The following is a 20,911-nucleotide window of genomic DNA, read 5'->3' on the forward strand; positions in this document are numbered from 1 at the left end:
GTCTAAGGAATATATGTATCCATTCTTTTAAGTCTCTTTTGAGGCATCAGGAGGAATTGCCCCATGAAAAAATGGAATTCTATCACTGCAACAGTTGCGGCAATATCCACGCTTTTGGGAACGGTTCCAGTTGCATGGGCACAGCAGCCCGCCGCTGCCATAGCTCAAAACGCACAAACTTCTGTTAACTTGGACCCAACCGCCACTAAGCGTTTAACAGATGTGCTGAACACATTAGCGGGGAAACAAACAATAAAGTTTACAAGCGCTGATACTGCTTTTGACTCATGGACGGTAAACGGTACTTTGAGCGGGACAGCTAATGCTGATTTCATCCAAAATTACGATTCCAAAAAGGGAATCGTGCAATCCACCAGCATTATTTATGATGCGGCTGATCTCAACAAAGTTATGGACAATAATCTACGCAGCAAGGTTGCATCGTTCCTGAAAACATTTGATTCTGATGGAGTGTTTAAAACGGATGCTGTCTGGCGTGTATATTCACCGGATGACGAAGGAGAACTCAAAAATTATTGGGTGCTATGGGGGCATGACCAGAGTCTCTACATTGACCTTGATCAAGGAAATAAAATAACGGCTAGCATAATGTATTCGCTTAAAGACGTTAAAGCTTCACTGTCCAACAAAGCGAATCGTTCGCTTAAAACAGTTGGTATTGCTTCGAGCAATCCGTTTGAATATGTGTTTCGTCAGCATGAAAACAATGATACCGTTTGGAATTTCCGGGACGATAATGAGTTAAACAACGTGTTGATTGGGGTGAAAACTGGTAAAGTGTGGGCCGTAAAAAACGAGCTTGGCATGGATTGGACGGGGGAAAAGGATTTTGTCAAAGCATTCGCTAAGCCAAAGCTCAGCCAAACTCAGGCTCTTTCAGCCGCGAAGTCGAAAGTGCAATCTCTTTTCGGAATTAACCTAAAAGGATATACCGTAAAAATTAAGGATAACGAGTATACGTTCTCCCAAAAAGGCGCAGTTACTGTGGTGGGAAAAATCAATAAAAAAGGAGCATTTTATTCCCTAGAGGCTATGCCCGCGAATGGAGTTCGAAATTAAGCAGAATGATTTTATTGAAAAGCGTATGATCTCTATAAGAGGCATACGCTTTTGACATATTTTGTAACAGGATTGGCTTCATTCGCTCGAATCGTTTACAATACGTGTGCATACAACAATGGACGACAGGTTAATGTACATACAAGGAGTGATGAAGTTGCGGAAGATATGGCAAATCTACTTAACAGACTGGAGAAATGTATTCAAAGTATCAACCGGGACTTTATTAGTCATTGGCATTATTCTTTTGCCTTCTGTCTATGCATGGGTGAATTTGAAAGCGATGTGGGATCCGTATGCGAATACATCTGGGATTAAAATTGCAGTAACCAGCCAAGATCAGGGTGCAGAAGTGAATGGTAAAAAGATTAATATCGGCGATGAGGTTTTGCATAACCTTCAAAATAACAAGAAGCTGGGTTGGACTTTTGTCAATGAAGCGGAAGCACGAAAAGGTGTGTTGAATGGTGATTATTATGCCAGCCTGCTGATCCCGAAAGATTTTTCAGAGAAAATTACGAGTGTGCTGACGGAAAATCCGCAAAAGCCGGAAATTGATTACGCCGTAAATGAAAAAATTAATGCAGTAGCTCCGAAAATTACATCTTCGGGGGCAACCTCTCTAACGAACCAGATTAGCCAAAACTTTATTGAAACTGCCAGCCAGGCGGTATTGACGAAGTTGAAGGAAGCCGGAGTCAAGCTGGAGGAGGAGCTCCCGACGATTCGTAACATTGAGAACCGGGTGTTGGAACTTAATAATCGATTACCAGATATCGATAGGTTGGGCAAACAGGCATTGGAGCTGGAGCAAAATCTGCCCAAAATTAAGGCACAGGGACAAAAGATCATTGCATTGAAGGAGAAAATTCCTGAAATTAACCGTGCCGGTGACCTGGTGCTCAAAATTGACAAAAACATGCCTGAGCTGGACAAGGTAGCCGCTGTTATTTTGGATATCCAAAAAAGACTACCTGATATTCAAAAGGCCGGTGATCGAATTGTTGAACTAGATCAAAATTTCAGCAAGGTAGAAAGCGCACTGGCCACCGCCCTAGAGGACACGCAAACGGCTCTTAAAGTCATTAATGCTGCCCAGAAAGCACTGCCGGAAGTACAGAAAATAGCGGACACAGGCAAGGATTTTACAACCGGTTTACTCGAATTTCTGGACAAAAACGAGGGTGCGCTTGATTCGATTGGTACAGTAGTTAAAGAAGACTTACAACTGGTACAACAAATCGCGAATGAAGTTTCTCAGATTACAGACATTGTTCGTGGTGTGGATTTTGATCCTAAAGCAGCACAAGCTGCGGTGAATCGTGTCAGCGGTAGGCTGACAACTGCCGTGGGAGTGTTGGATCATATTTCTCAATTGTTGAACCGTGTGAACGGATACTTGCCAAGTCAACCTCTGGATTCACTTATTTCCCGTGTGAGCGGGGTAGAGGATCGTTTCCGTCGTCTGAATAGCACAGTAACTAGCATCGGGGATGCCATTCAGCGCGGCGAAAAGCCTGCGCAAAATCTGCTGGATGACACTGATCGCCTTGCAGGAGAAATCAGTAGCGGAATTGACAGCATTTTGGGCAATTATGATACGGAGTATGCACCCGCCATTCAAAAGGCGCTGGATCAGATCAAATCCGTTGCCCGCAATTCTGCCAATGTGCTGACTACAGCTCAAGAGCAGCTACCGAATATTGAAAAGCTATTAAATGACGCACAGGCTGCAGCAGAATTCGGTCAGCAAGAGCTAACACGTCTCCAGCAGGATCTGCCACAATACCGTCAAAAACTGCATGAAGCGGCGACGACGATTCAGGGGCGCATGGGCGAGTTTACGAATGCTGTGAACAAAGCGGCAGACTTTGTAAATAACGATTTGCCAGCGGTTAAAAATAAAATTCATCAGGCAGCAGATTTTGTGCGTAATGATTTGCCTAAAGCGGAACAACAGTTTGTCAAAATGGCTGATTTAATTGAAAATAAATTTCCTGAAGCTGAAAAAGCGGTACACCAAGTAGCCAATTTTGTAAGGACCGATCTTCCAGCTGCCGAGGATTCCATACGTCAGGCTGCAGACACAATTCGCAAGCTTAAGGGCGAAAATGCACTCGGACGCGCTATTGCATTGTTAAAGGGGGATGTGAAAAAGGAAAGTGATTTTCTCGGCAGTCCGGTATCGTTGAAGCAGGAGCGGATATACCCAATTCCCAACTATGGTTCTGCGATGTCACCTTTTTACACTACATTGTCGATTTGGGTAGGTGCGATGCTACTGGTCTCCATGTTCAGGGTAGATGTGGATGACCCGGAAGGACAATTTAAAAGCTACCAAGTGTATTTCGGACGGCTTATGACATTCTCCACGATTGGCATTTTTCAAGCGCTGAGCGTATCTCTCGGTGACTTGTTCCTGCTCGGGGCGTATGTGGATGCCAAAGTAGCTTTTGTACTATCGTCTATGCTGATCAGTCTGGTGTTTACGGCGATGACCTATACACTAGTTTCTGTGTTCGGCAATATCGGCAAGGGACTGGCAGTCATCCTGCTGGTGCTTCAATTCTCCAGTTCAGGAGGGACATTCCCGATTGCGACGAGTACACCGTTTTTTCAGGCGCTGAATCCGTTCGTACCATTCACCTATGCGGTTAGTCTGTTACGAGAGACAGTAGGAGGGATGTTGCCTTCAACGGTGATACGAGATGTGGTGATGCTGTTTGTATTTATCGGTGTTTGCTTCCTGTTTGGATTGGTGTTTAAGAAGCCGCTCAGCAAGCATACGAAAAAAATGGCCGAGCGAGCAAAAGAAACGAAATTGATTCCTTGATTGTAAAAAAAGAATGAGTTACGGTGGCTGAAGTGAGCCGCTCCGCGAAGGATTTGATCTTACGATCGCTGTTGCCACGGGATTCTTTGGATTAGGACATGACAAGGTAAAAATCCCATGGCAAAGGCGAACGCTTCGCTTCTCCAGATTCAAATTCTCCGCTCCGCTGCAACCGCCGTAAAGTCACTATTTTTTCATATGGAGTAGGTAGTATGGTAGGAGATGCCTCGCGCTTGCTGCTTCGGCGGTGCGTGGGGCTTTTTTGCATGCGCTATCCAACCTTAAATTGCATTTGGGGTTGTTTCAATGTGGTTTTTTCTGGTGAATAAACGGAGTATGGTCTTTTTTGGCATGTAATTTTGCGGAATTTTAAAATCCTTAGGCAAAGGCGGGAAGCAGTATGGAGTATTCATACTTAGGAAAGTCAGGCTTGAAGGTTAGTCGGTTATGTCTGGGGACGATGAATTTCGGACCGGAAACCGAAGAAAAGGATGCGTTTAAAATTATGGATGCCGCACTGGATGCGGGCATTAACTTTTTTGATACGGCTAATGTATATGGCCATGATCGTAAAGGTTGGACAGAGGAAATTATCGGACGTTGGTTCCAGCAGGGCGGCGGAAGACGCGAGAAGGTCGTGTTGGCAACGAAGGTATACGGAGACATGAAAAATGAACATGACGGACCCAATGCAGGATCAGGCTTGTCTGCTTACAAAATTCGCCGTCATTTGGATGCGTCGCTGAAACGTCTTCAAACCGACCATGTAGAGCTATATCAAATGCATCACATTGACCGAAATGTGTCATGGGATGAACTGTGGGGCGTATTTGAGTCCGTGGTGGATCGGGGACAAGTTGATTATATCGGTTCCAGTAATTTTGCAGGCTGGCATATTGCGGTGGCGCAGGCAGAAGCGAAGGCACGGCGTTTTCTGGGGCTTGTATCCGAGCAGCATTTGTACAACCTGAACGAACGTTCCGCCGAGCTTGAAGTATTACCAGCAGCTCAAGAGCTGGGTCTGGGTGTGATCCCATGGAGCCCGCTGGCGGGCGGACTGTTGGGACGGAATGCGTTAGCAGGTACTGGTTCTCGCAGCGCACGCGCCAAAGAAAAGGTGGAGCAGAATCGTGCGAAGCTGGAGCAATTTGCAGCATTGTCCCGCGAGCTGGGTGAAAAGGAAGACGTGATTGCACTGGCTTGGGTACTGTCCCATCCGGCCGTAACGGCTCCAATTATCGGACCACGGACCTTAGAACAGTTAGAGGATGCTCTACGGGTACCTGAGGTCAAATTGGGCGAAGATGTGCTTGCCAAGCTGAATGAGATTTTCCCCGGTCCGGGAAAACCTGCGCCAGAAGCCTACGCTTGGTAATAATACTTCGTACTCGTAATAAAACATCATTCTTTGTGAGAAATAATCGGCAAAAAGCAGCAGATCAGGAGCTTCCTCTTTGATCTGCTGCTTTTTTTCTGGTGCCTGATCCACACTTGAACGACCGTGACAAGAATAAATATGCGCTAAATGGGATCTATCTTTTTAGATATGATTTGCTGATTGGTTTTCTTATGATGTGTTGCATAACTGTGCAGAATCATGCCGAGGATGACGATGAACATACCCATCCATGATAAAAGAGACGGCATGGGGATAGACAAAAAGATTAATTCTCCCATAAATGCAAAAAGAACTTCCAGAGATTGTGTTGCTTCTACGGTCGCCAGCTTTTGCATATTTCCACGAACCTGATCTGTAGCTTTAAAAAATAAAACCGTAGCGATCACCCCTGAAAACACAGCCACCAAAGCAGACTGTATCGTCTGATCCTTACTTGGCATTCCCGCGCTGAAAACTCCATATAACGAAAGCAATAACCAGAAGGGTAAGCTGGCTAATGTCATCCCGAGCACACGCTGATAGGCATCCAATCGTCCTGCACAGACTTCCATCATTTTACGATTACCTAATGGATAGGCGATTGAGGCGAGTATGACAGGTAGAATACCGAATAAAAAATCTTGGGTAGAAATGGATTGCGACTGTTCGACTTGCATAACAATAATGCCGATTAAAATAACGAGAGACATCAACAGTCCCTGGAGGGGGATTTTTCCTCGTATTTTGACAGGGCCGTTCTCCGTCTGGACAACCTCAGCAAATAAAGGGACAAGCAAAGAACCAGAAATGATGGTAATTTGCCAGGTTCCCGCGATCAACCACCCTGGTGAATAAGCCGATGCGAAGCATAACGGAGCATAAAATAAGCCAAATCCGATGAAGCTCCACCACAACCACGTTCCTGGTTGTTCCTTCATGACTTTCCAAAGAGGCTTAAGCTTTTGTTGGGTCATCACAATGACGACTAGAATAGGAACCATAAACAGATATCGCAATGAAGCACTCCAGATCCAGCTCCCGCCGGACAGCTCCATAGACCGGTTCAGAACAAATGTAAAAGCAAAAAAGAAAGCCGCCAACACACCTAACCAGATTGAGCGCATAGCATTCACCTAATTCTTTAAGTATCGTTATTTCTCATATTAATAACTTTAGATCATTCAATTCAAGAGTTTCTTACAGTTGACAAGGTAAGAGGGATGCTGTATATTACTGAAAGTTAATGTTAATAGTAATTATTACGATTTAAAAAAGAATGAAAATGAAAAGCCAATATTCAAGGGAGCGTAACAGCGATGAATAAGAAAGCAATATCGGTAACAGTGTTGAGCGGATATTTGGGTGCAGGAAAAACAACGATTTTGAATCATGTATTAAACAATCGGGACGGAATGAAAGTGGCAGTCATCGTCAATGACATGAGTGAAGTGAATATAGATGCTGAGCTGGTTAAAAAAGAGGGCGGCTTGTCCAGAACAGAAGAAAAACTGGTCGAGTTGTCAAATGGTTGTATTTGCTGCACATTGCGTGAAGATTTATTGCTGGAGGTCAAGAAGCTGACGGAACAAGGCGATTTTGATTATATTTTAATCGAATCTACAGGCAGCAGTGAACCCGTGCCAATCGCTCAAACTTTTACATACGTTGATGAAGGAACGGGCATTGATTTGGCTTCGCTGGCAAAACTGGATTGCATGGTGACCGTAGTTGATGCGAATCGTTTCTGGCATGATTTTGAATCGGGAGAAACGCTACTGGATCGCAGTCAGGCTACTGGTGAAGACGACACGCGCGATATCTCGGACTTGCTGATTGACCAGATTGAAACCTGTGATGTATTGATTCTGAATAAGTGCGATCTGGTTCAGCCTGCGGAGCTGGACAAGCTGGAGGGTGTGCTGCGGAGATTACAGCCTGAAGCCCGAATCATTCGTACTTCCAAGGGAAAGGTCGCTCCTTCGGACATTTTGAATACAGGGCTATTCAATTTTGACAAGGCTAGTCAATCCGCTGGATGGATTCGTGAGCTGGAGCTTGAAAGCCATACACCAGAAACGGACGAATATGGGATCAATTCCTTTGTATATCGCCGTAGAAGACCATTTCATCCTGCGAGATTGGCTGAATTTATGAACTACTGGCCGGAGGAGGTCGTTCGCGCCAAAGGTTTGGCCTGGATTGCAACCCCGCAGGATTGGGCAGCGAGTATTAGCCAAGCTGGACCATCTATTCAATTTGGCCCTGCGGGAAGCTGGCTTGCTGCGTTATCTGAAGAAGAACGGCAGGAGATCGTCGCAGCCGACCCTGAGGCTCTGGACCATTGGGATGAACAATGGGGCGACCGTATGAACGAAATCGTCATGATAGGTATCGAAATGAATCGATCGGACTTGGAAGAAGAGCTAGATGAATGTCTACTGAACGATAACGAAATGGATATGGACTGGTCCAGTTTTGAGAATCCGCTTCCTTGGCCGACATGCTGAAGCTAGTTGATCCATTCAGTAATAAAGTCCATACATTTTTTAGCTGCTGGAGAAACATTTTTTAAGGAAGCGGTAGCGATACCGATAGTACGGGAATGCCTTTCGTCCAAAGGTCGAATAGAGATGTCGTAAGGAATGTGAGACAGGATCATTTCAGGAAGAATACTCACGCCTAGGCCATTCTGCACCATAGCCATAATCGCATGGTCATCTTCTAATTCATATTTGATTTTAGGTGACATATTATGCTGTGAAAAAATATTTCTTACATCGGTGTCACAGCCTGCAACAGGCATAATGAAAGGCTCATCTCTGAGCTGTTCTACTCGAATTGAGGCTTGCTTTCCAAGAATATGATCGGAAGGAAGTAGACAAAGCATGCTTTCTTCTTTTAATGGCAACGCCTCTAATGTGTCTAACGTGGGTAGGTTCACAAAGCCGAAATCAGCTTCCCCACTGACTATCCAGCTCTCAATTTCATGGTAGTTCCCATCGAGCAGTTTTACTTCAATAAGAGGAAACTGCTCATTGAATTTTTTTAGAATACGCGGCAGCCAATGAATAGAGACGCTTGAAAATGTACCGATCTTTACGGTTCCGATTTCCAATCCTTTAATTAAAGCTACCTCTTGGTAAAGCTTTTCGTCCATTTGTACAATCTCTCTAAATCGCTTCATTAATCTTTCCCCGTTATTGGTTAATCTGATGCCTGAACGACCTCGGATCAGAAGAGTCAGCCCTAGTTCATGTTCCAACCCAGAGATCGCATGGCTGATTGCTGATTGTGTAAGTTTTAAAACTTCCCCGGCCTTTGTGAAACTTCCCATTTCAACTACGCAAAGAAAAATCTTATATTTAAACAAATTCGTGTTCACTCCTATTTTTTTATGAAATATATTCATGCATCATATCAGATATATTCATTTTTTTATTTAATATTTATGATTATAATCAAATTAAAGAAAGGTTATTTAATTTTATTTTAGGAGGAACATATGAACTCAATTGCTAAAACTCCTCGGCCGCCCTATTATGCAGCTATCTTTACTTCTGAACGTACGGAAGGAGATGGCGGTTATGGAGTGATGGGAGACAAAATGGTGGAACTGGCTGCCCAACAGCCTGGTTTTCTAGGTGTGGAAAGTGTTCGTGACCACAATGGAGTAGGCATTACAGTTTCCTATTGGGAGTCTCTGGACGCTATAAAAAATTGGAAACATAACGAGCTGCACAAGGTAGCGCAGGAAAAAGGGAAATCCGAGTGGTATAAAACATTTGGGTTAAGAGTGAGCAAGGTAGAACGAGATTATTTTTTTACAGTGTAAATAGGTTCAATATCAAAGTTAGTGCTTAGCATGAGGCCAAATCTGGAAATAAAGGTTTAATTCCATTATTCCATTAAAAGGATATCCATGAGTTGAAGCCAAAGAGGTCCCATATGGGACTTCTTTGGCTTCTCTGTCAGAAAGGCATCGTCGACCATTTTGGGAAACGTAAACGGTTCTATTCATATTCAGTTCATAAACGTGGGTTATCCTCTCTATAGAAACCGTACAGGGAGGATATGAATGTGGATTATACAGACAGAAAAGAGACCTTGGCCATTGAAGCAAGGGGACTCGTAAAAGCTTTTGGTGACAAGCAGGCGGTTGACGGTGTCGACCTGAACGTGCGTGCTGGCACGATCTACGGAGTGCTTGGTCCTAATGGAGCAGGCAAAACGACTACCATCCGAATGCTGTCAACGTTATTGCGGCCCGATGGGGGATCAGCCCGTATCTTCGGGCACGATGCAGTAAAGGAGCCGCAGGTTGTGCGTCAGTTAATCGGAGTGACAGGTCAGTACGCATCGGTCGATGAGTCGCTTAGCGCTACCGAGAACCTGATCATCTTCTCCAGACTGCTTGGACTGGGACGTGCCGAGGCGCGTCATAAGGCAGCGGAGCTGCTGGAGGAATTTGGCTTGGCCGAAGCGGCCAAACGACCGCTAAAGCATTTCTCCGGAGGTATGCGCCGTCGGCTGGATTTGGCCGCAAGTCTCATTGCCAAGCCGCCGCTGATTTTCCTGGATGAGCCGACTACCGGACTAGACCCGCGCACGCGTGTCCAGATGTGGGACACGATCCGGAGTTTGGTCAAGACCGGTTCCACCGTACTGCTTACAACCCAGTACCTCGACGAGGCGGATCAACTTGCTGATCGAATCGCGGTGATCGATCATGGCCGGGTAGTCGCTGAGGGTACGGTGGATGAACTGAAAGCGGCAGTGGGGGCGTCGACTCTGCAACTCAAAGTGCAAAATCAACAGGACATCGAGAGAGCTGTTCAGATCGTTGAACAGGTGCTTTCAGTTAAGTCCAGCGTGTCAGTGGAAGCTGGAAAGATTATCTCTCCGATGGCCAACGCAGATCGGGTAACGGACCTGCTGATCGCCCTCCGTACCGGAGAGATTCGTCTAGCAGAGATGAGTGTGCAGAAGCCGACGCTCGACGAGGTGTTTTTGTCCATCACTGGTCATGGGGCACAAGTAAACAGACAGCAGACGTCCCAAGGAGCGCATGCTGTGGAGGGGGCGAGAGCATGAAGAGTACTACTGTTATGACAGGTTCTGATCGCACATTGAAGAAGTCTGTGAGTTTCAGGCAGGCGTTTTTCAATTCCATGACGATGGCCTACCGGGGCATTCTGAAGGTCCGGCATACTCCCGAGCAATTGTTTGATGTCACGCTCCAGCCAATCATTTTCACCCTTATGTTTACCTATATCTTTGGTGGCGCCATCTCAGGAGACGTGCAGCATTATTTGCCGGTTATTATTCCAGGCATCCTCGTGCAGACGGTGATCTCGACCTCCGTCGTTACCGGCGTCCAACTACGTGAGGATATGGACAAAGGAGTGTTCGACAGGTTCAAGTCACTCCCAATCGCACGCATTGCGCCTTTGGCTGGAGCTCTGCTGGCTGACAGTATCCGGTATACTATTGCGACTGTACTTACCTTCGCCATGGGGTATATTTTGGGGTATAGGCCAGAGGGAGGACTGCTGAGTGTCGCTATCGCTGCGCTTTTGGTCATCGTGTGTTCCTGGGCAGTCAGCTGGATTTTCGCCTTCTTTGGCGTGATTGCCCGCACTGCTTCCAGTGTACAAGGCATCTCCATGATTGTTCTGTTTCCGCTCACTTTTGTTTCCAATGCATTTGTGCCTGTGGACACAATGCCTGGTTGGCTACAGTGGTTTGTAAACGTCAACCCGATTTCACATCTTGTGAACGCAGTCAGGGAGCTTGCGAATACGGGAACGATTGGCGAGGAACTGGCGATCTCACTGCTTGGCGCTACAGTCATTGTGGCGATCTTCGCGCCGCTTACGGTGCGTGCTTATATGCGTAAAGCATAAGATGGCGGTCTTCTTGACGAGGACGAGAGATTTAAGGCAGAGTTAGTTAGGGGGGATTGAAATGACGTGTGTATTAGTCGTTGATGATGATCCGCATATTCGTGAACTGGTCGGACACTTTTTGAGAATGGAAGGTCTGGAGGTAGTCGAGGCGGTGGATGGTTTGGACGCGATGCGCATTTTTGATCAAATCAAGGTCGATTTGCTTGTTCTTGATATCATGATGCCGGGAATGGATGGTTGGGAGCTGTGCCGTAAGCTGCGAGAGCAGACCGACCTGCCGCTGCTTATGCTTACAGCCAAAGGCGAGACGTCACAGATCGTGAAAGGCTTCGCGCTCGGAACGGACGACTATCTTGTTAAGCCATTCGACCCCATGGTGCTTGTCGCACGCGTGAAGGCTTTATTAAAACGTTATCGTATCATGGCTTCAAAATCAGTGACTGTCGGAGATCTTGTCCTGCGCAGCGATACATTTGAGTGTCGGGCTGGAGAGAAGGAGATTACCCTGCCGCTCAAGGAGTTTGAGCTGCTCTTCAAGCTGGCCAGCTATCCTGGCAAAACCTTTACCCGCGACCAGTTGATCGAACAGATCTGGGGTTATGATTATGAGGGAGACGAAAGAACAGTTGATGTCCATATCAAGCGCCTTCGGGAACGATTTCCGGAGGCAAGGCACTCTTTCCGGATCAGTACGATCCGAGGATTGGGTTATCGGCTGGAGGTAAGGCAATGAAGCGGGAACCGGGATTCCTCCATATCCTTGCGAGACTCATGCTGGTGTTATTGGTGCTGTATCTCAGCTGGACTGCCGCGTACTTTATTACGGCGGCGATCTATTCGCGCATGTCATGGGCTTTTCATGATTTGTTCGTCTTTCTTATTAATGCGACGCTTGGCTTTTTCTTCTTCGGTATTTTCAGTATGACGGTAAGGCGCTTCATCCAACCTAGAGAGCAGCACGCTTTTACCGAAATGATCGATGCTTTAAAACGTATTTCGCAAGGAGACTTTCACATTAATCTGGATTGGGACCTCGGCGGGCGGAACGGAAAACATCGGAGGCCGCATCCTTATGTACAGTTGGTGGACAGTATCAATGATATGGCTGCAAATCTGAAGGCTATGGAAAAACTGCGGGAGGAGTTTATTTCGAACGTATCCCATGAAATCGGCTCACCACTGACCTCGATAATCGGATTCGCCAAGGCGCTTAAGGATGAGAATCTGGATCGTGAGCAGCGAGACCGGTATTTGTCGATCATCGAGACGGAGTGTATTCGTCTATCCAAGCTAAGCGATAATCTCATGAAGCTGGCGATTCTGGATTCGGAGCGGCATCCGTTTCGTCCGTCCCTTTATCGGCTGGACAAGCAGCTGATTTCGCTTATTCTCGCCTGCGAACCGCAATGGGAGGCTAAAAAAATCGATATGACTGTTGAGGTGGATATAGTTGAGGTCAACGCGGACGAGGATCTGATGGGCCAGGTTTGGGTGAATCTTCTTCACAATGCCATTAAATTTACACCACAGGGTGGAAGCATATCTGTTTCTCTTTCAAGTAATGGTGATCAGGCGGTTATCTGCATTGCGGATACGGGACAGGGCATCAACGAACAGGATCAGCAGCGCATTTTTGAACGTTTTTATAAAGCAGACCAGTCACGGGCCCGAACTGCAGGAGGCAGTGGTTTGGGACTTTCCATTGCTTATAAAATAACAGAGATGCATACCGGCTCTATCTCTGTATCCAGCAAGGTGGGAGAAGGAACGGTATTTACAGTTATGCTGCCGCTGCGCCAGAAAGTAATGAAAGGCAGCAGCAACTGTGAAATGTACAACGGCACAGTAATTTAAAAAGGAGCGTCTTCAAAGCCACAAACGGCTGAAGGACGCTCCTTTTTAGTTCCCATACTTATACTCTTATGGCATATGCGTATGTGCTCAGGACTTAGATGTATTTACCGGCTTCATCTCCTGTATAGCTTCTTTCAAGCTTTGTGAGCATTGCTCATATAGCTGTTTTCTTTGTTGCTCACTGGAACCAGATGCGAGTTTTTGCAACTCCGTTGTGCATTGTTCCAGCAAAGTCAGCACGGTTTGATTCGAATCCTGCACCTTGTTTAGCTGTACATTGTCACTATATTGGTCAATGTACAGTTCTCCTTGCGGATCCACCTGCGCGAAAAACACATCTTTGACTGTTAAACTCTTTTCCTTTAGCTTGGCATCCAGCCATTGTTGAGTGATCCCCATATATGCCATTTGTTGCTCCATAAGTTGTCCATCCATAATGACTGCTGTTGGTTCCTTCTCCGGTAATTGCTGCATATTCAAATCCTTAAGTGTCACAGGCTGCTTGTCTTTGGTTAACAGCACATTGACTTCGCCACTGGTTTCCATAAGAGCAAATTCCACGTCAGATACTTTGAATACATTTTTGCTTCGAAGCTGCTCCATGAGTTCATCCAGGGTGAGCCGTTCTTTTCTCAGATTATCCTCTAAAATTTTGCCGTCTTTGATCAGGATTGTTGTCCTTCCATCTGTTATATCTCTGATTTTCTTGCTTTTAATTTGCAAATATTCAATGCCAAGTGTTGTCAGTACCCATACTGACAAGGCTATGAGGCCTAGATACCAGGTGGATTCACGCTCCATAGGAATGGTAGCAGCCAGGTTACCTATCGTGATTCCTGTTATATATTCGAACAAGGAAAGCTGGGATACCTGACGTTTTCCAAGAATTTTGGTGATTAAAAATAATATAGCGACAGCCATTAATGTGCGTATAGCAACCTCGGCCCAATCCTGCATTTGCTCAACCTCATTTCATTTCGCCACAAGGACGCTACTATTCCAAGGATATCCGCGTCAAGGCACATTTAAACTCCAATTCCCCTAAATTTAAATAACCAAGCTGCCAATAAGCGATGAAATACAATATATAATTAAAATTTTCTATCGATGAATTATCATTGTCTATTGCACAAGCGATTGACGGAAAGGAGGGGGGAGGATACATTATAGATATAATTCTTATTTAATTCATCGGGATTATAAACATTAAGCTCACGGAGGTATGTATATGTCGTCCAAACCTAAAGTTGTATTGTGGAGTAAAACCGGCTGTCATTTTTGTGGAGAGATCAAATCGTACCTGGAATCCCAAAATCAGCCGTATGAAAATATCCAAGTGGACGGAAATGATGCGCTGCGTGACGTGCTGGAGACCAAATATGGTATTCGTTATGTCCCTGTCGTCGAGGTAGGCGGGGATAATAAATATGAAGCACTGCTCAACCCGGATCTGGAAGAGTTGGGTAAAGTGCTGGAAAGTTACAATCAAGTAGTATAGGCCAATAGGAAAAGGATCAGTTACTCCGCTGCCTATACAAAATAAGTAGCGGAGACTGCCCTACAAACCATTAGCAGCCTAGCTGCCCTAAAAAAATGATAGCCGTAGGATAACAATTATGTTCAAGAGAGGTGGAAGAGTTATGGCTAAGAATAGACAAATTAAATTTGGTGCGATTATTCACGGTGTTGGGGGAAGCATGACGACTTGGCGTCACCCTGAAGTACCTGCGGATGCGAGTGTTAACTTTGAATTTTATAAAACGCAGGCGCAAAAGGCAGAGGAAGGAAAGTTTGACCTCGTATTTATCGCAGATGGCCTGTTCATTAACGAAAAATCTATTCCCCACTTTCTGAACCGTTTTGAACCAATTACGATTCTGTCCGCTTTGGCTGGGGTGACGAAGCATATCGGACTGGTCGGCACACTGTCGACTTCCTATAGCGAACCGTTCACGGTAGCACGCCAGTTTTCTTCCATTGATCATATTAGCGGAGGTCGTGCAGGCTGGAATGTGGTAACTTCTCCGCTGGAAGGCTCTGCCCTTAACTTTAGCAAAGGCGAGCACCCGTCGCATCCGCAGCGCTATAAAATTGCAGAGGAATATTTACAGGTTACCAAAGGACTGTGGGACTCGTGGGAAGAGGATGCGTTCGTTCGTGATAAGGAAGCCGGCGTATTCTTTGATCCTGAAAAGCTGCATACATTGAACCATAAAGGTGAGTTTTTCTCTGTGCAGGGTCCACTGAACATTGGACGATCCAAGCAGGGACAGCCGGTTATTTTTCAGGCAGGTTCCTCGGAGGATGGCAAAAACCTGGCCGCCAAGGAAGCGGATGCTGTATTTACAGGACATGAAACGTTAGAGGAAGCGCAGCAGTTTTATCGTGATGTGAAAGAACGTGCGGTACGCTATGGTAGATCCGAAGAGGATATTGTCATTTTGCCGGGCATATCGCCGATTATTGGCAGCACGACGGAGGAAGCGGAACGTAAGTATGAAGAGATCACTAATCTGGTGACGATTGAGGCTGCGTTAAAATATTTGGGACGTTTCTTCGATCATCATGATTTCTCACAATATCCGCTGGATGAGCCATTCCCTGAGCTTGATGGTATTGGCAGCAATGCGTTCCGCAGCGGTACAGATAAAATCAAACGAGTAGCCAAGGAACAAAATTTGACCTTACGCGAGGTTGCGTTGCGTTCAGCTACGCCGAGAACCTCTTTTATCGGAACCGCTGAGCAGGTGGCGGATCGAGTGCAGGAGTGGTTTGAAAGAAAAGGAGCAGACGGATTCATCATTGGTTCTGATGTACCCTCGGGTCTGCATGACTTCGTAAATCTGGTTGTGCCTATTTTGCAGGAACGCGGTATTTACCGTCAGGATTATGAATTTAGCACACTACGTGAAAACCTGGGCGTGCCTATTCCTGAGAACCGCTATACAGCAGCCAAATCCAAAGTGAAGGTTGACGCATAACAGAAGGAGGAAAAAATATGTCCAAGGTTGTCATCCTATCAGGCAGTCCGTCTACACAATCCCGTTTATACGGCTTGATTAACTATACAACGGAGCAGTTGCAGCAGGCTGGAGCGGAGGTTACATTACTGAATGTGGTTGACTTGCCAGCTGAGGATCTGGTCACAGCTAACTTTAACAGCCCCGACGTCACAGCATCACTTGCATTGATTGCAGCAGCGGATGCCGTTATTGTGGCTTCTCCAGTCTATAAGGCGTCCTATTCAGGACTATTGAAAATATTCCTGGATTTGGTTCCGCAGGAGGGGCTAAGAGGAAAACCTGTCCTGCCTTTATTTATCGGAGGTACGCTGGCTCATCTGCTGGTCATTGACTATGCCTTGAAGCCGGTTATTAATGCACTGGGCGGAAGACATATTCTTAGCGGGGTGTATGCAGTGGATCAGTGGGTCGAACGTCTACCAGATGGAGCATACGGGTTGTCCGAAGAATTGGTTGCACGGTTGGAACGTTCTGTTAAAGAAATAAATGAGCTATTAAAATTATAGATATTTTCAATATTTCCATTGACAGGTCGTTCAGTGAGTTTTATGATACAAAAAAACCAAGTTAACATATTGGATAAATGTATATAAAACTTACTGGGGGACTTACGTATGAATATCGAGAATATGGAAGCCTTTGTATACGTGAATCATTATGGGAGCTTTAACAAGGCGGCAGAAGCCTTGTTCTTGTCCCAGCCCTCCGTTACAGCACGGATTCAGACGCTAGAGCGCGAGCTAGAATGCAAGCTGTTCGACCGCCAAAGCAAGCAAACGGTTCTGACGGAGGATGGACGAAAGTTTCTTCCTTATGCGGAGCAGATGCTTCAGGTGCTGCAAAAAGGGAAGCAAAAGCTCCAACAGCGTAAGAAAGCCCCTCAGCAAATTCGAATTGGCTGCACGATATCGGTGTCGAACTACATCATTCCTGAGATATTAAAGCAGCTTCGTGCCCGTTATCCAGAGGTTAACTACAAAATTGTGACGGCTACGACGGATCAACTGGTACATAAACTGTTGAACCGTGAGGTAGACATTAGTTTTGTCCGTAAAGTGATGCATCCGGCTATCCGTACGCTTGCTTTTTATGAAGATCCGATTTCCCTGTATGTATACGACGGCCATCCGTTTATGAAAACAGGAAAGGCCAGCATACAGGATATTCAACGTGAAACACTGGTATTTTTCGAATGCGGATCACTAGATTGGATGAGGATTCATCGCGCTTTTGAATCACTGGAGCAGCCACCGGACATTGCTTTTCAGGTAGACAATGTGGTCACGGCCAAAAAGCTGGTATTGGAAGAAGCGGGTATTGCCTTTTTGCCGGATGTCTGTGTGAACCGTGAAGTGAAAGATCAGAAACTGTTCCGTATCCATGTTCCAGAGGTAGCTGGGGTGTCTATGCAGATTAGCATAATAGCGACCAAAGAAGACTGTGCAGTGACCTCGGATTTTGCAGATGCACTGACAGAAGGTTTCCGGGGTGCTGTTTTGTTATAGGAATGTTCTATAGCTTGGTGGATTGACGTATAGGTTTCCAGGTGTTAAATTAATCACATCCTAAAACCAATTAAGCTTATAGGAATTATGAATTATTGGATGTTGTAGCTACCATGTATGTCGCAAACTGCTGATATACAAAGAGATGAGGGGGATTCATATGAAAAAGTGGTTTGCAATATTGTCTGTTATGGCAATCATCCTGGTGTTGGCAGGCTGCGGTTCCTCAGATAACGCGTCTAGCGCGTCAGGTTCAAGCGGAGACGTGAAGAAAATTATCGTAGGCACAGGTACTCAATTCAAAAATGTATGCTTTATTGACGAAAACGGAAATTTAACAGGTTTTGATGTGGAGCTGATTAAGGAGCTGGACAAGCGCCTGCCTCAATACGAATTTGAATTCAAAACGATGGACTTTGGAAATTTGCTGCTAAGTCTCGATGCCGGCAAGATTGATCTGGTATCGCATCAAATGGAAAAAAACCCGGAGCGCGAAGCCAAGTATCTGTTCAACAAAAATCCGTATAGCATTTTTCTGAACAGAGTCGCTGTAGCGAAGGATAACAATACCATTCATTCAATTGATGATTTGAAAGGGAAAAAGGTACTCACCAGCCCAACCAGTAATGCGGCGTATGTGCTGAAAGAGTATAACAAAACCCACGGAGATGCCCTGAATATCGTTTATACGAGTGGTGCAGCCAATGATACGGTGCAACAAATTACGAGCGGCCGTATAGATGCTACCGTTACGACAGACTTTGCGAACCGTTTTAACACCGATGAAAAAGGAGAAGTAGCTCTGAAGACCGTTGGTGATCCTTTGACTCAATCGGATGTACTGTATGTACTGAACAAAAATGAGCAAGGGTTGGCGGATGACCTGGACAAAGCCATTCAGGAAGTGAAGGACGACGGTACGTTGTCGAAGCTGAGCATTAAATGGCTTGGAGAGGATTTCACTAAGTCTCTGGAAGATGTGAAAAAAGAAGGTAGCAGTAAGAAGTAAGGATAGACTTGGACATTTCAGCGGTCAGGGTACTCTATGTATTCTGACCGTTGATGTATAGAAAGGAGGCAGGCATATGAGCAGAGAGTTCAATATTGACTATGTTTTTAGCTTTATCCCGAAAATGCTGTCTTACTTACACATCACCTTGTTTATTGTGGCAAGCTCGCTTGTATTGGGGCTTATCATTGGTCTGTTGGTTGCGCTGCCTCGCATGTATAACATTCCATTTCTCAAACGTGTTTCTCAAGTGTATGTTTCCTTTTTTCGCGGAACACCTATTCTAATCCAATTGTTTCTGGTGTATTACGGCCTGCCAGAGCTACTAAAGCTGGTGGATATCAATTCCTCCAGATGGGATGTGCTGTGGTTTGCCGTAGCGACCTACGCGCTCAATAGTGGAGCCTTTATTTCCGAAATTATCAGGTCAGGAGTAGAGGCAGTAGATCGAGGACAAATCGAGGCTGCGCAGTCCGTCGGCATGTCAGGCTACCAGACCTTTACACGTATCATAATGCCGCAAGCGCTGGCTGTGGTGGTTCCGGTATTTTCCAATCTGGTGATTGGCAATCTGAAGGATACTTCGCTGGCATTTACGATCGGAGCGATGGAGATGACAGGGAAATCACAGACATTAGGGTCGGCTACCCAGCATTTTGTTGAAACCTATATCGCGTTATCCCTTATCTATCTGGTGATCAGTCTGATTTTACAAAAATTGTTCAAGGTGCTGGAAAATACGCTTCTCCGGCATGAGCATCGGGATGCAGTACAGAAAGAACCCGAAAAACGAAAAAGCTTTGTGGTGCGTTACCTGAGAAGTCCCCGTCTTAGTAAAGGAGGTAAAGGCATATGAGTCTGGATTTTGGCTTTATATATACTGCCTTTTTAGGGTTGTTCTCCGCGTTGCCCAACACTTTAATTATTACGGTGGTTTCCGTACTGGCAGGGTTGGTCATCGGTATTATAACGGCGCTGGCGCGAATTTATAAGGTTCCTGTGTTGTCCCAGATTTCTCACGGTTACGTCACCTTTATCCGTGGCACACCGATGCTGATGCATTTGCTGCTTATTTATTTCAGTTTGCCTTTGTTGATTGATGCGGGAGCGAAGCATTTCGGCTGGCCTCTGCATTCCAAAGATGTTCCTTATATGGTATTTGCACTCATTTCGTTTTCCATTACCAGTGGCGCGTATATGTCTGAGGTCGTCCGTTCTGGAATCCAATCGGTCAACAAGGGGCAAATCGAGGCGGCTTATGCCGTTGGTATGACGACGTGGCAAGTGCTGAGACGGATTGTATTTCCGCAGGCGTTCGTGGTGAGTTTGCCAAACCTGACGAATTCCGTTATTGGGATGCTTCATGGCTCTACCTTGGCCTTCACGGTTTCGGTCACAGAAATCCAGGCACAGGCTGAAATTCTGGCATCTACCAACTGGAAATATTTAGAGGTATATATCGCGGCTGCACTGCTATTTTGGGGCTTGACGGTATTAATTGAGCGAATATCCGGCTTGGTGGAGAAAAAAATCAATGTGTTTAATGGAGGTCGAGCATCATGATCCGTCTGCAAAATATAACGAAGTCGTTCGGCAAACATGAAGTGCTCAAAGGCATTGATTTGACCGTGAACAAAGGCGAGGTCGTCGTTATTTTAGGCCCGAGCGGTTCAGGAAAAACGACTCTGCTACGCTGCATTAATTATCTGGAAAAGCCGAATGATGGGGAAGTCAGCATTGGCGATTTTACAGTGAACTGCAAGCGACCTGCGAAGAGGGATGTTTTGGCTCTACGTCAAAAGACGGCTATGGTTTTTCAGCAGTACAATTTGTTCAAGCATAAAACAGCACTGGAAAATGTCATGGAAGGGCTTGTCGTTGTCCGCAAGGTCAAGCAGGAGGAAGCGAAAAAAATTAGCATTGAAGTGCTGGAAAAGGTCGGTCTGGGTGAAAAGCTGAATCATTATCCAAGCCAGCTATCCGGCGGGCAGCAGCAGCGTGTTGGCATAGCGCGTGCCTTGGCGCTGAACCCGGAAGTGATTTTGTTCGATGAGCCGACTTCGGCGCTGGACCCTGAATTGGTGGGTGAGGTGCTGTCGGTGATCCGCAAGATTGCGAAGGAAGGCATTACAATGATTGTCGTTACACATGAAATGGGCTTTGCGCGCGATGTTTCAAATCATGTGGTATTTATGGATGGCGGTCATATTATCGAGGAAGGCACACCGGACGACATTTTTAACCACCCCAAAGAGGAACGTACCAAACAATTCCTGAAACGGATTACACCGGAATATAACTATTCAATTTAGACGGGAGAGGG

20 protein-coding genes are annotated in these 20,911 nt (G+C 45.8%); 17 read left to right on the forward strand and 3 right to left on the reverse strand.

All coding sequences use genetic code 11. From position 1 onward, the window contains the following. Positions 1-63 precede the first annotated feature (63 nt). The 3 genes from ACUUJN_RS11235 (at position 64) to ACUUJN_RS11245 (ending at position 5,288) form a co-directional block, all read left to right on the forward strand. Positions 64-1,080, forward strand: a complete 1,017-nt coding sequence (locus tag ACUUJN_RS11235) for a hypothetical protein (protein ID WP_484669638.1) — start codon at positions 64-66, stop codon at positions 1,078-1,080. A gap of 157 nt (positions 1,081-1,237) precedes the next feature. Beyond that, complete coding sequence (locus ACUUJN_RS11240; protein ID WP_484669639.1) at positions 1,238-3,913, forward strand: YhgE/Pip domain-containing protein; 2,676 nt, start codon at positions 1,238-1,240, stop codon at positions 3,911-3,913. A 400-nt stretch (positions 3,914-4,313) separates the two neighbouring features. Beyond that, positions 4,314-5,288, forward strand: a complete 975-nt coding sequence (locus ACUUJN_RS11245; protein ID WP_341062826.1) for an aldo/keto reductase — start codon at positions 4,314-4,316, stop codon at positions 5,286-5,288. Between the two features lie 146 nt (positions 5,289-5,434). On the opposite strand, the gene ACUUJN_RS11250 is transcribed toward ACUUJN_RS11245, so the two are convergent. After that, positions 5,435-6,415: a DMT family transporter gene (locus tag ACUUJN_RS11250; protein WP_341062825.1), complete on the reverse strand. Its 981-nt coding sequence runs from the start codon at positions 6,413-6,415 to the stop codon at positions 5,435-5,437. A gap of 192 nt (positions 6,416-6,607) precedes the next feature. Between ACUUJN_RS11250 and ACUUJN_RS11255 the strand changes: the two genes are divergently transcribed. Next, a complete protein-coding gene (locus ACUUJN_RS11255) occupies positions 6,608-7,798 on the forward strand; it encodes a GTP-binding protein (RefSeq protein WP_484669640.1) in 1,191 nt (396 codons plus the stop codon). 2 nt (positions 7,799-7,800) lie between these two features. On the opposite strand, the gene ACUUJN_RS11260 is transcribed toward ACUUJN_RS11255, so the two are convergent. Then, entirely contained in the window at positions 7,801-8,700 is a 900-nt protein-coding gene (locus ACUUJN_RS11260) for a LysR family transcriptional regulator (RefSeq protein ID WP_341058358.1), read from the reverse strand. Between the two features lie 93 nt (positions 8,701-8,793). Here ACUUJN_RS11260 and ACUUJN_RS11265 point away from each other — a divergent pair, with 93 nt between their 5' ends. The 5 genes from ACUUJN_RS11265 (at position 8,794) to ACUUJN_RS11285 (ending at position 13,051) form a co-directional block, all read left to right on the forward strand. Then, a complete protein-coding gene (locus tag ACUUJN_RS11265) occupies positions 8,794-9,123 on the forward strand; it encodes an antibiotic biosynthesis monooxygenase family protein (RefSeq protein WP_025722950.1) in 330 nt (109 codons plus the stop codon). Positions 9,124-9,362: 239 nt separating this feature from the next. Beyond that, complete coding sequence (locus tag ACUUJN_RS11270; RefSeq protein WP_023988346.1) at positions 9,363-10,382, forward strand: daunorubicin/doxorubicin resistance ABC transporter ATP-binding protein DrrA; 1,020 nt, start codon at positions 9,363-9,365, stop codon at positions 10,380-10,382. Then, positions 10,379-11,194: an ABC transporter permease gene (locus ACUUJN_RS11275; RefSeq protein WP_279830675.1), complete on the forward strand. Its 816-nt coding sequence runs from the start codon at positions 10,379-10,381 to the stop codon at positions 11,192-11,194. Before ACUUJN_RS11270 ends, ACUUJN_RS11275 begins: the two co-directional genes overlap by 4 nt. Before the next feature lie 61 nt (positions 11,195-11,255). After that, positions 11,256-11,930 carry a response regulator transcription factor gene (locus ACUUJN_RS11280; RefSeq protein ID WP_023988348.1) on the forward strand — a complete coding sequence of 225 codons (675 nt, stop codon included), beginning with the start codon at positions 11,256-11,258 and terminating at the stop codon, positions 11,928-11,930. Continuing rightward, a complete protein-coding gene (locus tag ACUUJN_RS11285) occupies positions 11,927-13,051 on the forward strand; it encodes a sensor histidine kinase (RefSeq protein ID WP_484669641.1) in 1,125 nt (374 codons plus the stop codon). The genes ACUUJN_RS11280 and ACUUJN_RS11285 overlap by 4 nt, the downstream gene beginning before the upstream one ends. Before the next feature lie 87 nt (positions 13,052-13,138). Here ACUUJN_RS11285 and ACUUJN_RS11290 read toward each other — a convergent pair whose 3' ends face one another. Further along, positions 13,139-14,008, reverse strand: coding sequence for a DUF421 domain-containing protein (locus tag ACUUJN_RS11290; protein ID WP_068940750.1), 870 nt, complete (start codon positions 14,006-14,008; stop codon positions 13,139-13,141). Between the two features lie 271 nt (positions 14,009-14,279). On the opposite strand from ACUUJN_RS11290, the gene ACUUJN_RS11295 reads away from it, so the two are divergent. The 8 genes from ACUUJN_RS11295 to ACUUJN_RS11330 all read left to right on the forward strand — a co-directional run bounded on the left by ACUUJN_RS11295 (position 14,280) and on the right by ACUUJN_RS11330 (position 20,900). After that, positions 14,280-14,549 (forward strand): glutaredoxin family protein, encoded by a 270-nt coding sequence (locus ACUUJN_RS11295; protein WP_023988351.1) that lies wholly within the window; start codon positions 14,280-14,282, stop codon positions 14,547-14,549. A 142-nt stretch (positions 14,550-14,691) separates the two neighbouring features. Next, positions 14,692-16,032 carry an LLM class flavin-dependent oxidoreductase gene (locus ACUUJN_RS11300; protein WP_023988352.1) on the forward strand — a complete coding sequence of 447 codons (1,341 nt, stop codon included), beginning with the start codon at positions 14,692-14,694 and terminating at the stop codon, positions 16,030-16,032. Positions 16,033-16,049: 17 nt separating this feature from the next. Continuing rightward, the gene (gene ssuE, locus ACUUJN_RS11305) at positions 16,050-16,580 is read left to right on the forward strand and encodes an NADPH-dependent FMN reductase (RefSeq protein WP_484669642.1); all 531 of its coding nucleotides are present in this window, start codon (positions 16,050-16,052) and stop codon (positions 16,578-16,580) included. A 108-nt stretch (positions 16,581-16,688) separates the two neighbouring features. Continuing rightward, positions 16,689-17,579, forward strand: a complete 891-nt coding sequence (locus ACUUJN_RS11310; protein ID WP_013310069.1) for a LysR family transcriptional regulator — start codon at positions 16,689-16,691, stop codon at positions 17,577-17,579. 160 nt (positions 17,580-17,739) lie between these two features. After that, positions 17,740-18,588, forward strand: a complete 849-nt coding sequence (locus ACUUJN_RS11315; protein WP_023988354.1) for a transporter substrate-binding domain-containing protein — start codon at positions 17,740-17,742, stop codon at positions 18,586-18,588. 76 nt (positions 18,589-18,664) lie between these two features. After that, positions 18,665-19,444 (forward strand): amino acid ABC transporter permease, encoded by a 780-nt coding sequence (locus ACUUJN_RS11320; protein ID WP_023988355.1) that lies wholly within the window; start codon positions 18,665-18,667, stop codon positions 19,442-19,444. Then, on the forward strand, positions 19,441-20,151 hold the full coding sequence (locus ACUUJN_RS11325) for an amino acid ABC transporter permease (protein ID WP_023988356.1): 711 nt from the start codon (positions 19,441-19,443) through the stop codon (positions 20,149-20,151). Before ACUUJN_RS11320 ends, ACUUJN_RS11325 begins: the two co-directional genes overlap by 4 nt. Continuing rightward, complete coding sequence (locus ACUUJN_RS11330) at positions 20,148-20,900, forward strand: amino acid ABC transporter ATP-binding protein (RefSeq protein WP_023988357.1); 753 nt, start codon at positions 20,148-20,150, stop codon at positions 20,898-20,900. The genes ACUUJN_RS11325 and ACUUJN_RS11330 overlap by 4 nt, the downstream gene beginning before the upstream one ends. The last annotated feature ends 11 nt before the right edge of the window (positions 20,901-20,911 follow it).

It is taken from the genome of Paenibacillus sp. LRG-1, from assembly GCF_057220305.1.

Coding starts and splice junctions, on each gene's coding strand:
- ACUUJN_RS11270 (WP_023988346.1), top strand. CDS start 9,363: ATGAATGTGGATTATACAGACAGAAAAGAGACCTTGGCCATTGAAGCA.
- ACUUJN_RS11290 (WP_068940750.1), bottom strand. CDS start 14,008: ATGCAGGATTGGGCCGAGGTTGCTATACGCACATTAATGGCTGTCGCT.
- ACUUJN_RS11280 (WP_023988348.1), top strand. CDS start 11,256: ATGACGTGTGTATTAGTCGTTGATGATGATCCGCATATTCGTGAACTG.
- ACUUJN_RS11235 (WP_484669638.1), top strand. CDS start 64: ATGAAAAAATGGAATTCTATCACTGCAACAGTTGCGGCAATATCCACG.
- ACUUJN_RS11260 (WP_341058358.1), bottom strand. CDS start 8,700: ATGAATATATTTCATAAAAAAATAGGAGTGAACACGAATTTGTTTAAA.
- ACUUJN_RS11250 (WP_341062825.1), bottom strand. CDS start 6,415: ATGCGCTCAATCTGGTTAGGTGTGTTGGCGGCTTTCTTTTTTGCTTTT.
- ACUUJN_RS11315 (WP_023988354.1), top strand. CDS start 17,740: ATGAAAAAGTGGTTTGCAATATTGTCTGTTATGGCAATCATCCTGGTG.
- ACUUJN_RS11320 (WP_023988355.1), top strand. CDS start 18,665: ATGAGCAGAGAGTTCAATATTGACTATGTTTTTAGCTTTATCCCGAAA.
- ACUUJN_RS11275 (WP_279830675.1), top strand. CDS start 10,379: ATGAAGAGTACTACTGTTATGACAGGTTCTGATCGCACATTGAAGAAG.
- ACUUJN_RS11265 (WP_025722950.1), top strand. CDS start 8,794: ATGAACTCAATTGCTAAAACTCCTCGGCCGCCCTATTATGCAGCTATC.
- ACUUJN_RS11330 (WP_023988357.1), top strand. CDS start 20,148: ATGATCCGTCTGCAAAATATAACGAAGTCGTTCGGCAAACATGAAGTG.
- ACUUJN_RS11295 (WP_023988351.1), top strand. CDS start 14,280: ATGTCGTCCAAACCTAAAGTTGTATTGTGGAGTAAAACCGGCTGTCAT.
- ssuE (WP_484669642.1), top strand. CDS start 16,050: ATGTCCAAGGTTGTCATCCTATCAGGCAGTCCGTCTACACAATCCCGT.
- ACUUJN_RS11245 (WP_341062826.1), top strand. CDS start 4,314: ATGGAGTATTCATACTTAGGAAAGTCAGGCTTGAAGGTTAGTCGGTTA.
- ACUUJN_RS11285 (WP_484669641.1), top strand. CDS start 11,927: ATGAAGCGGGAACCGGGATTCCTCCATATCCTTGCGAGACTCATGCTG.
- ACUUJN_RS11300 (WP_023988352.1), top strand. CDS start 14,692: ATGGCTAAGAATAGACAAATTAAATTTGGTGCGATTATTCACGGTGTT.
- ACUUJN_RS11325 (WP_023988356.1), top strand. CDS start 19,441: ATGAGTCTGGATTTTGGCTTTATATATACTGCCTTTTTAGGGTTGTTC.
- ACUUJN_RS11310 (WP_013310069.1), top strand. CDS start 16,689: ATGAATATCGAGAATATGGAAGCCTTTGTATACGTGAATCATTATGGG.
- ACUUJN_RS11255 (WP_484669640.1), top strand. CDS start 6,608: ATGAATAAGAAAGCAATATCGGTAACAGTGTTGAGCGGATATTTGGGT.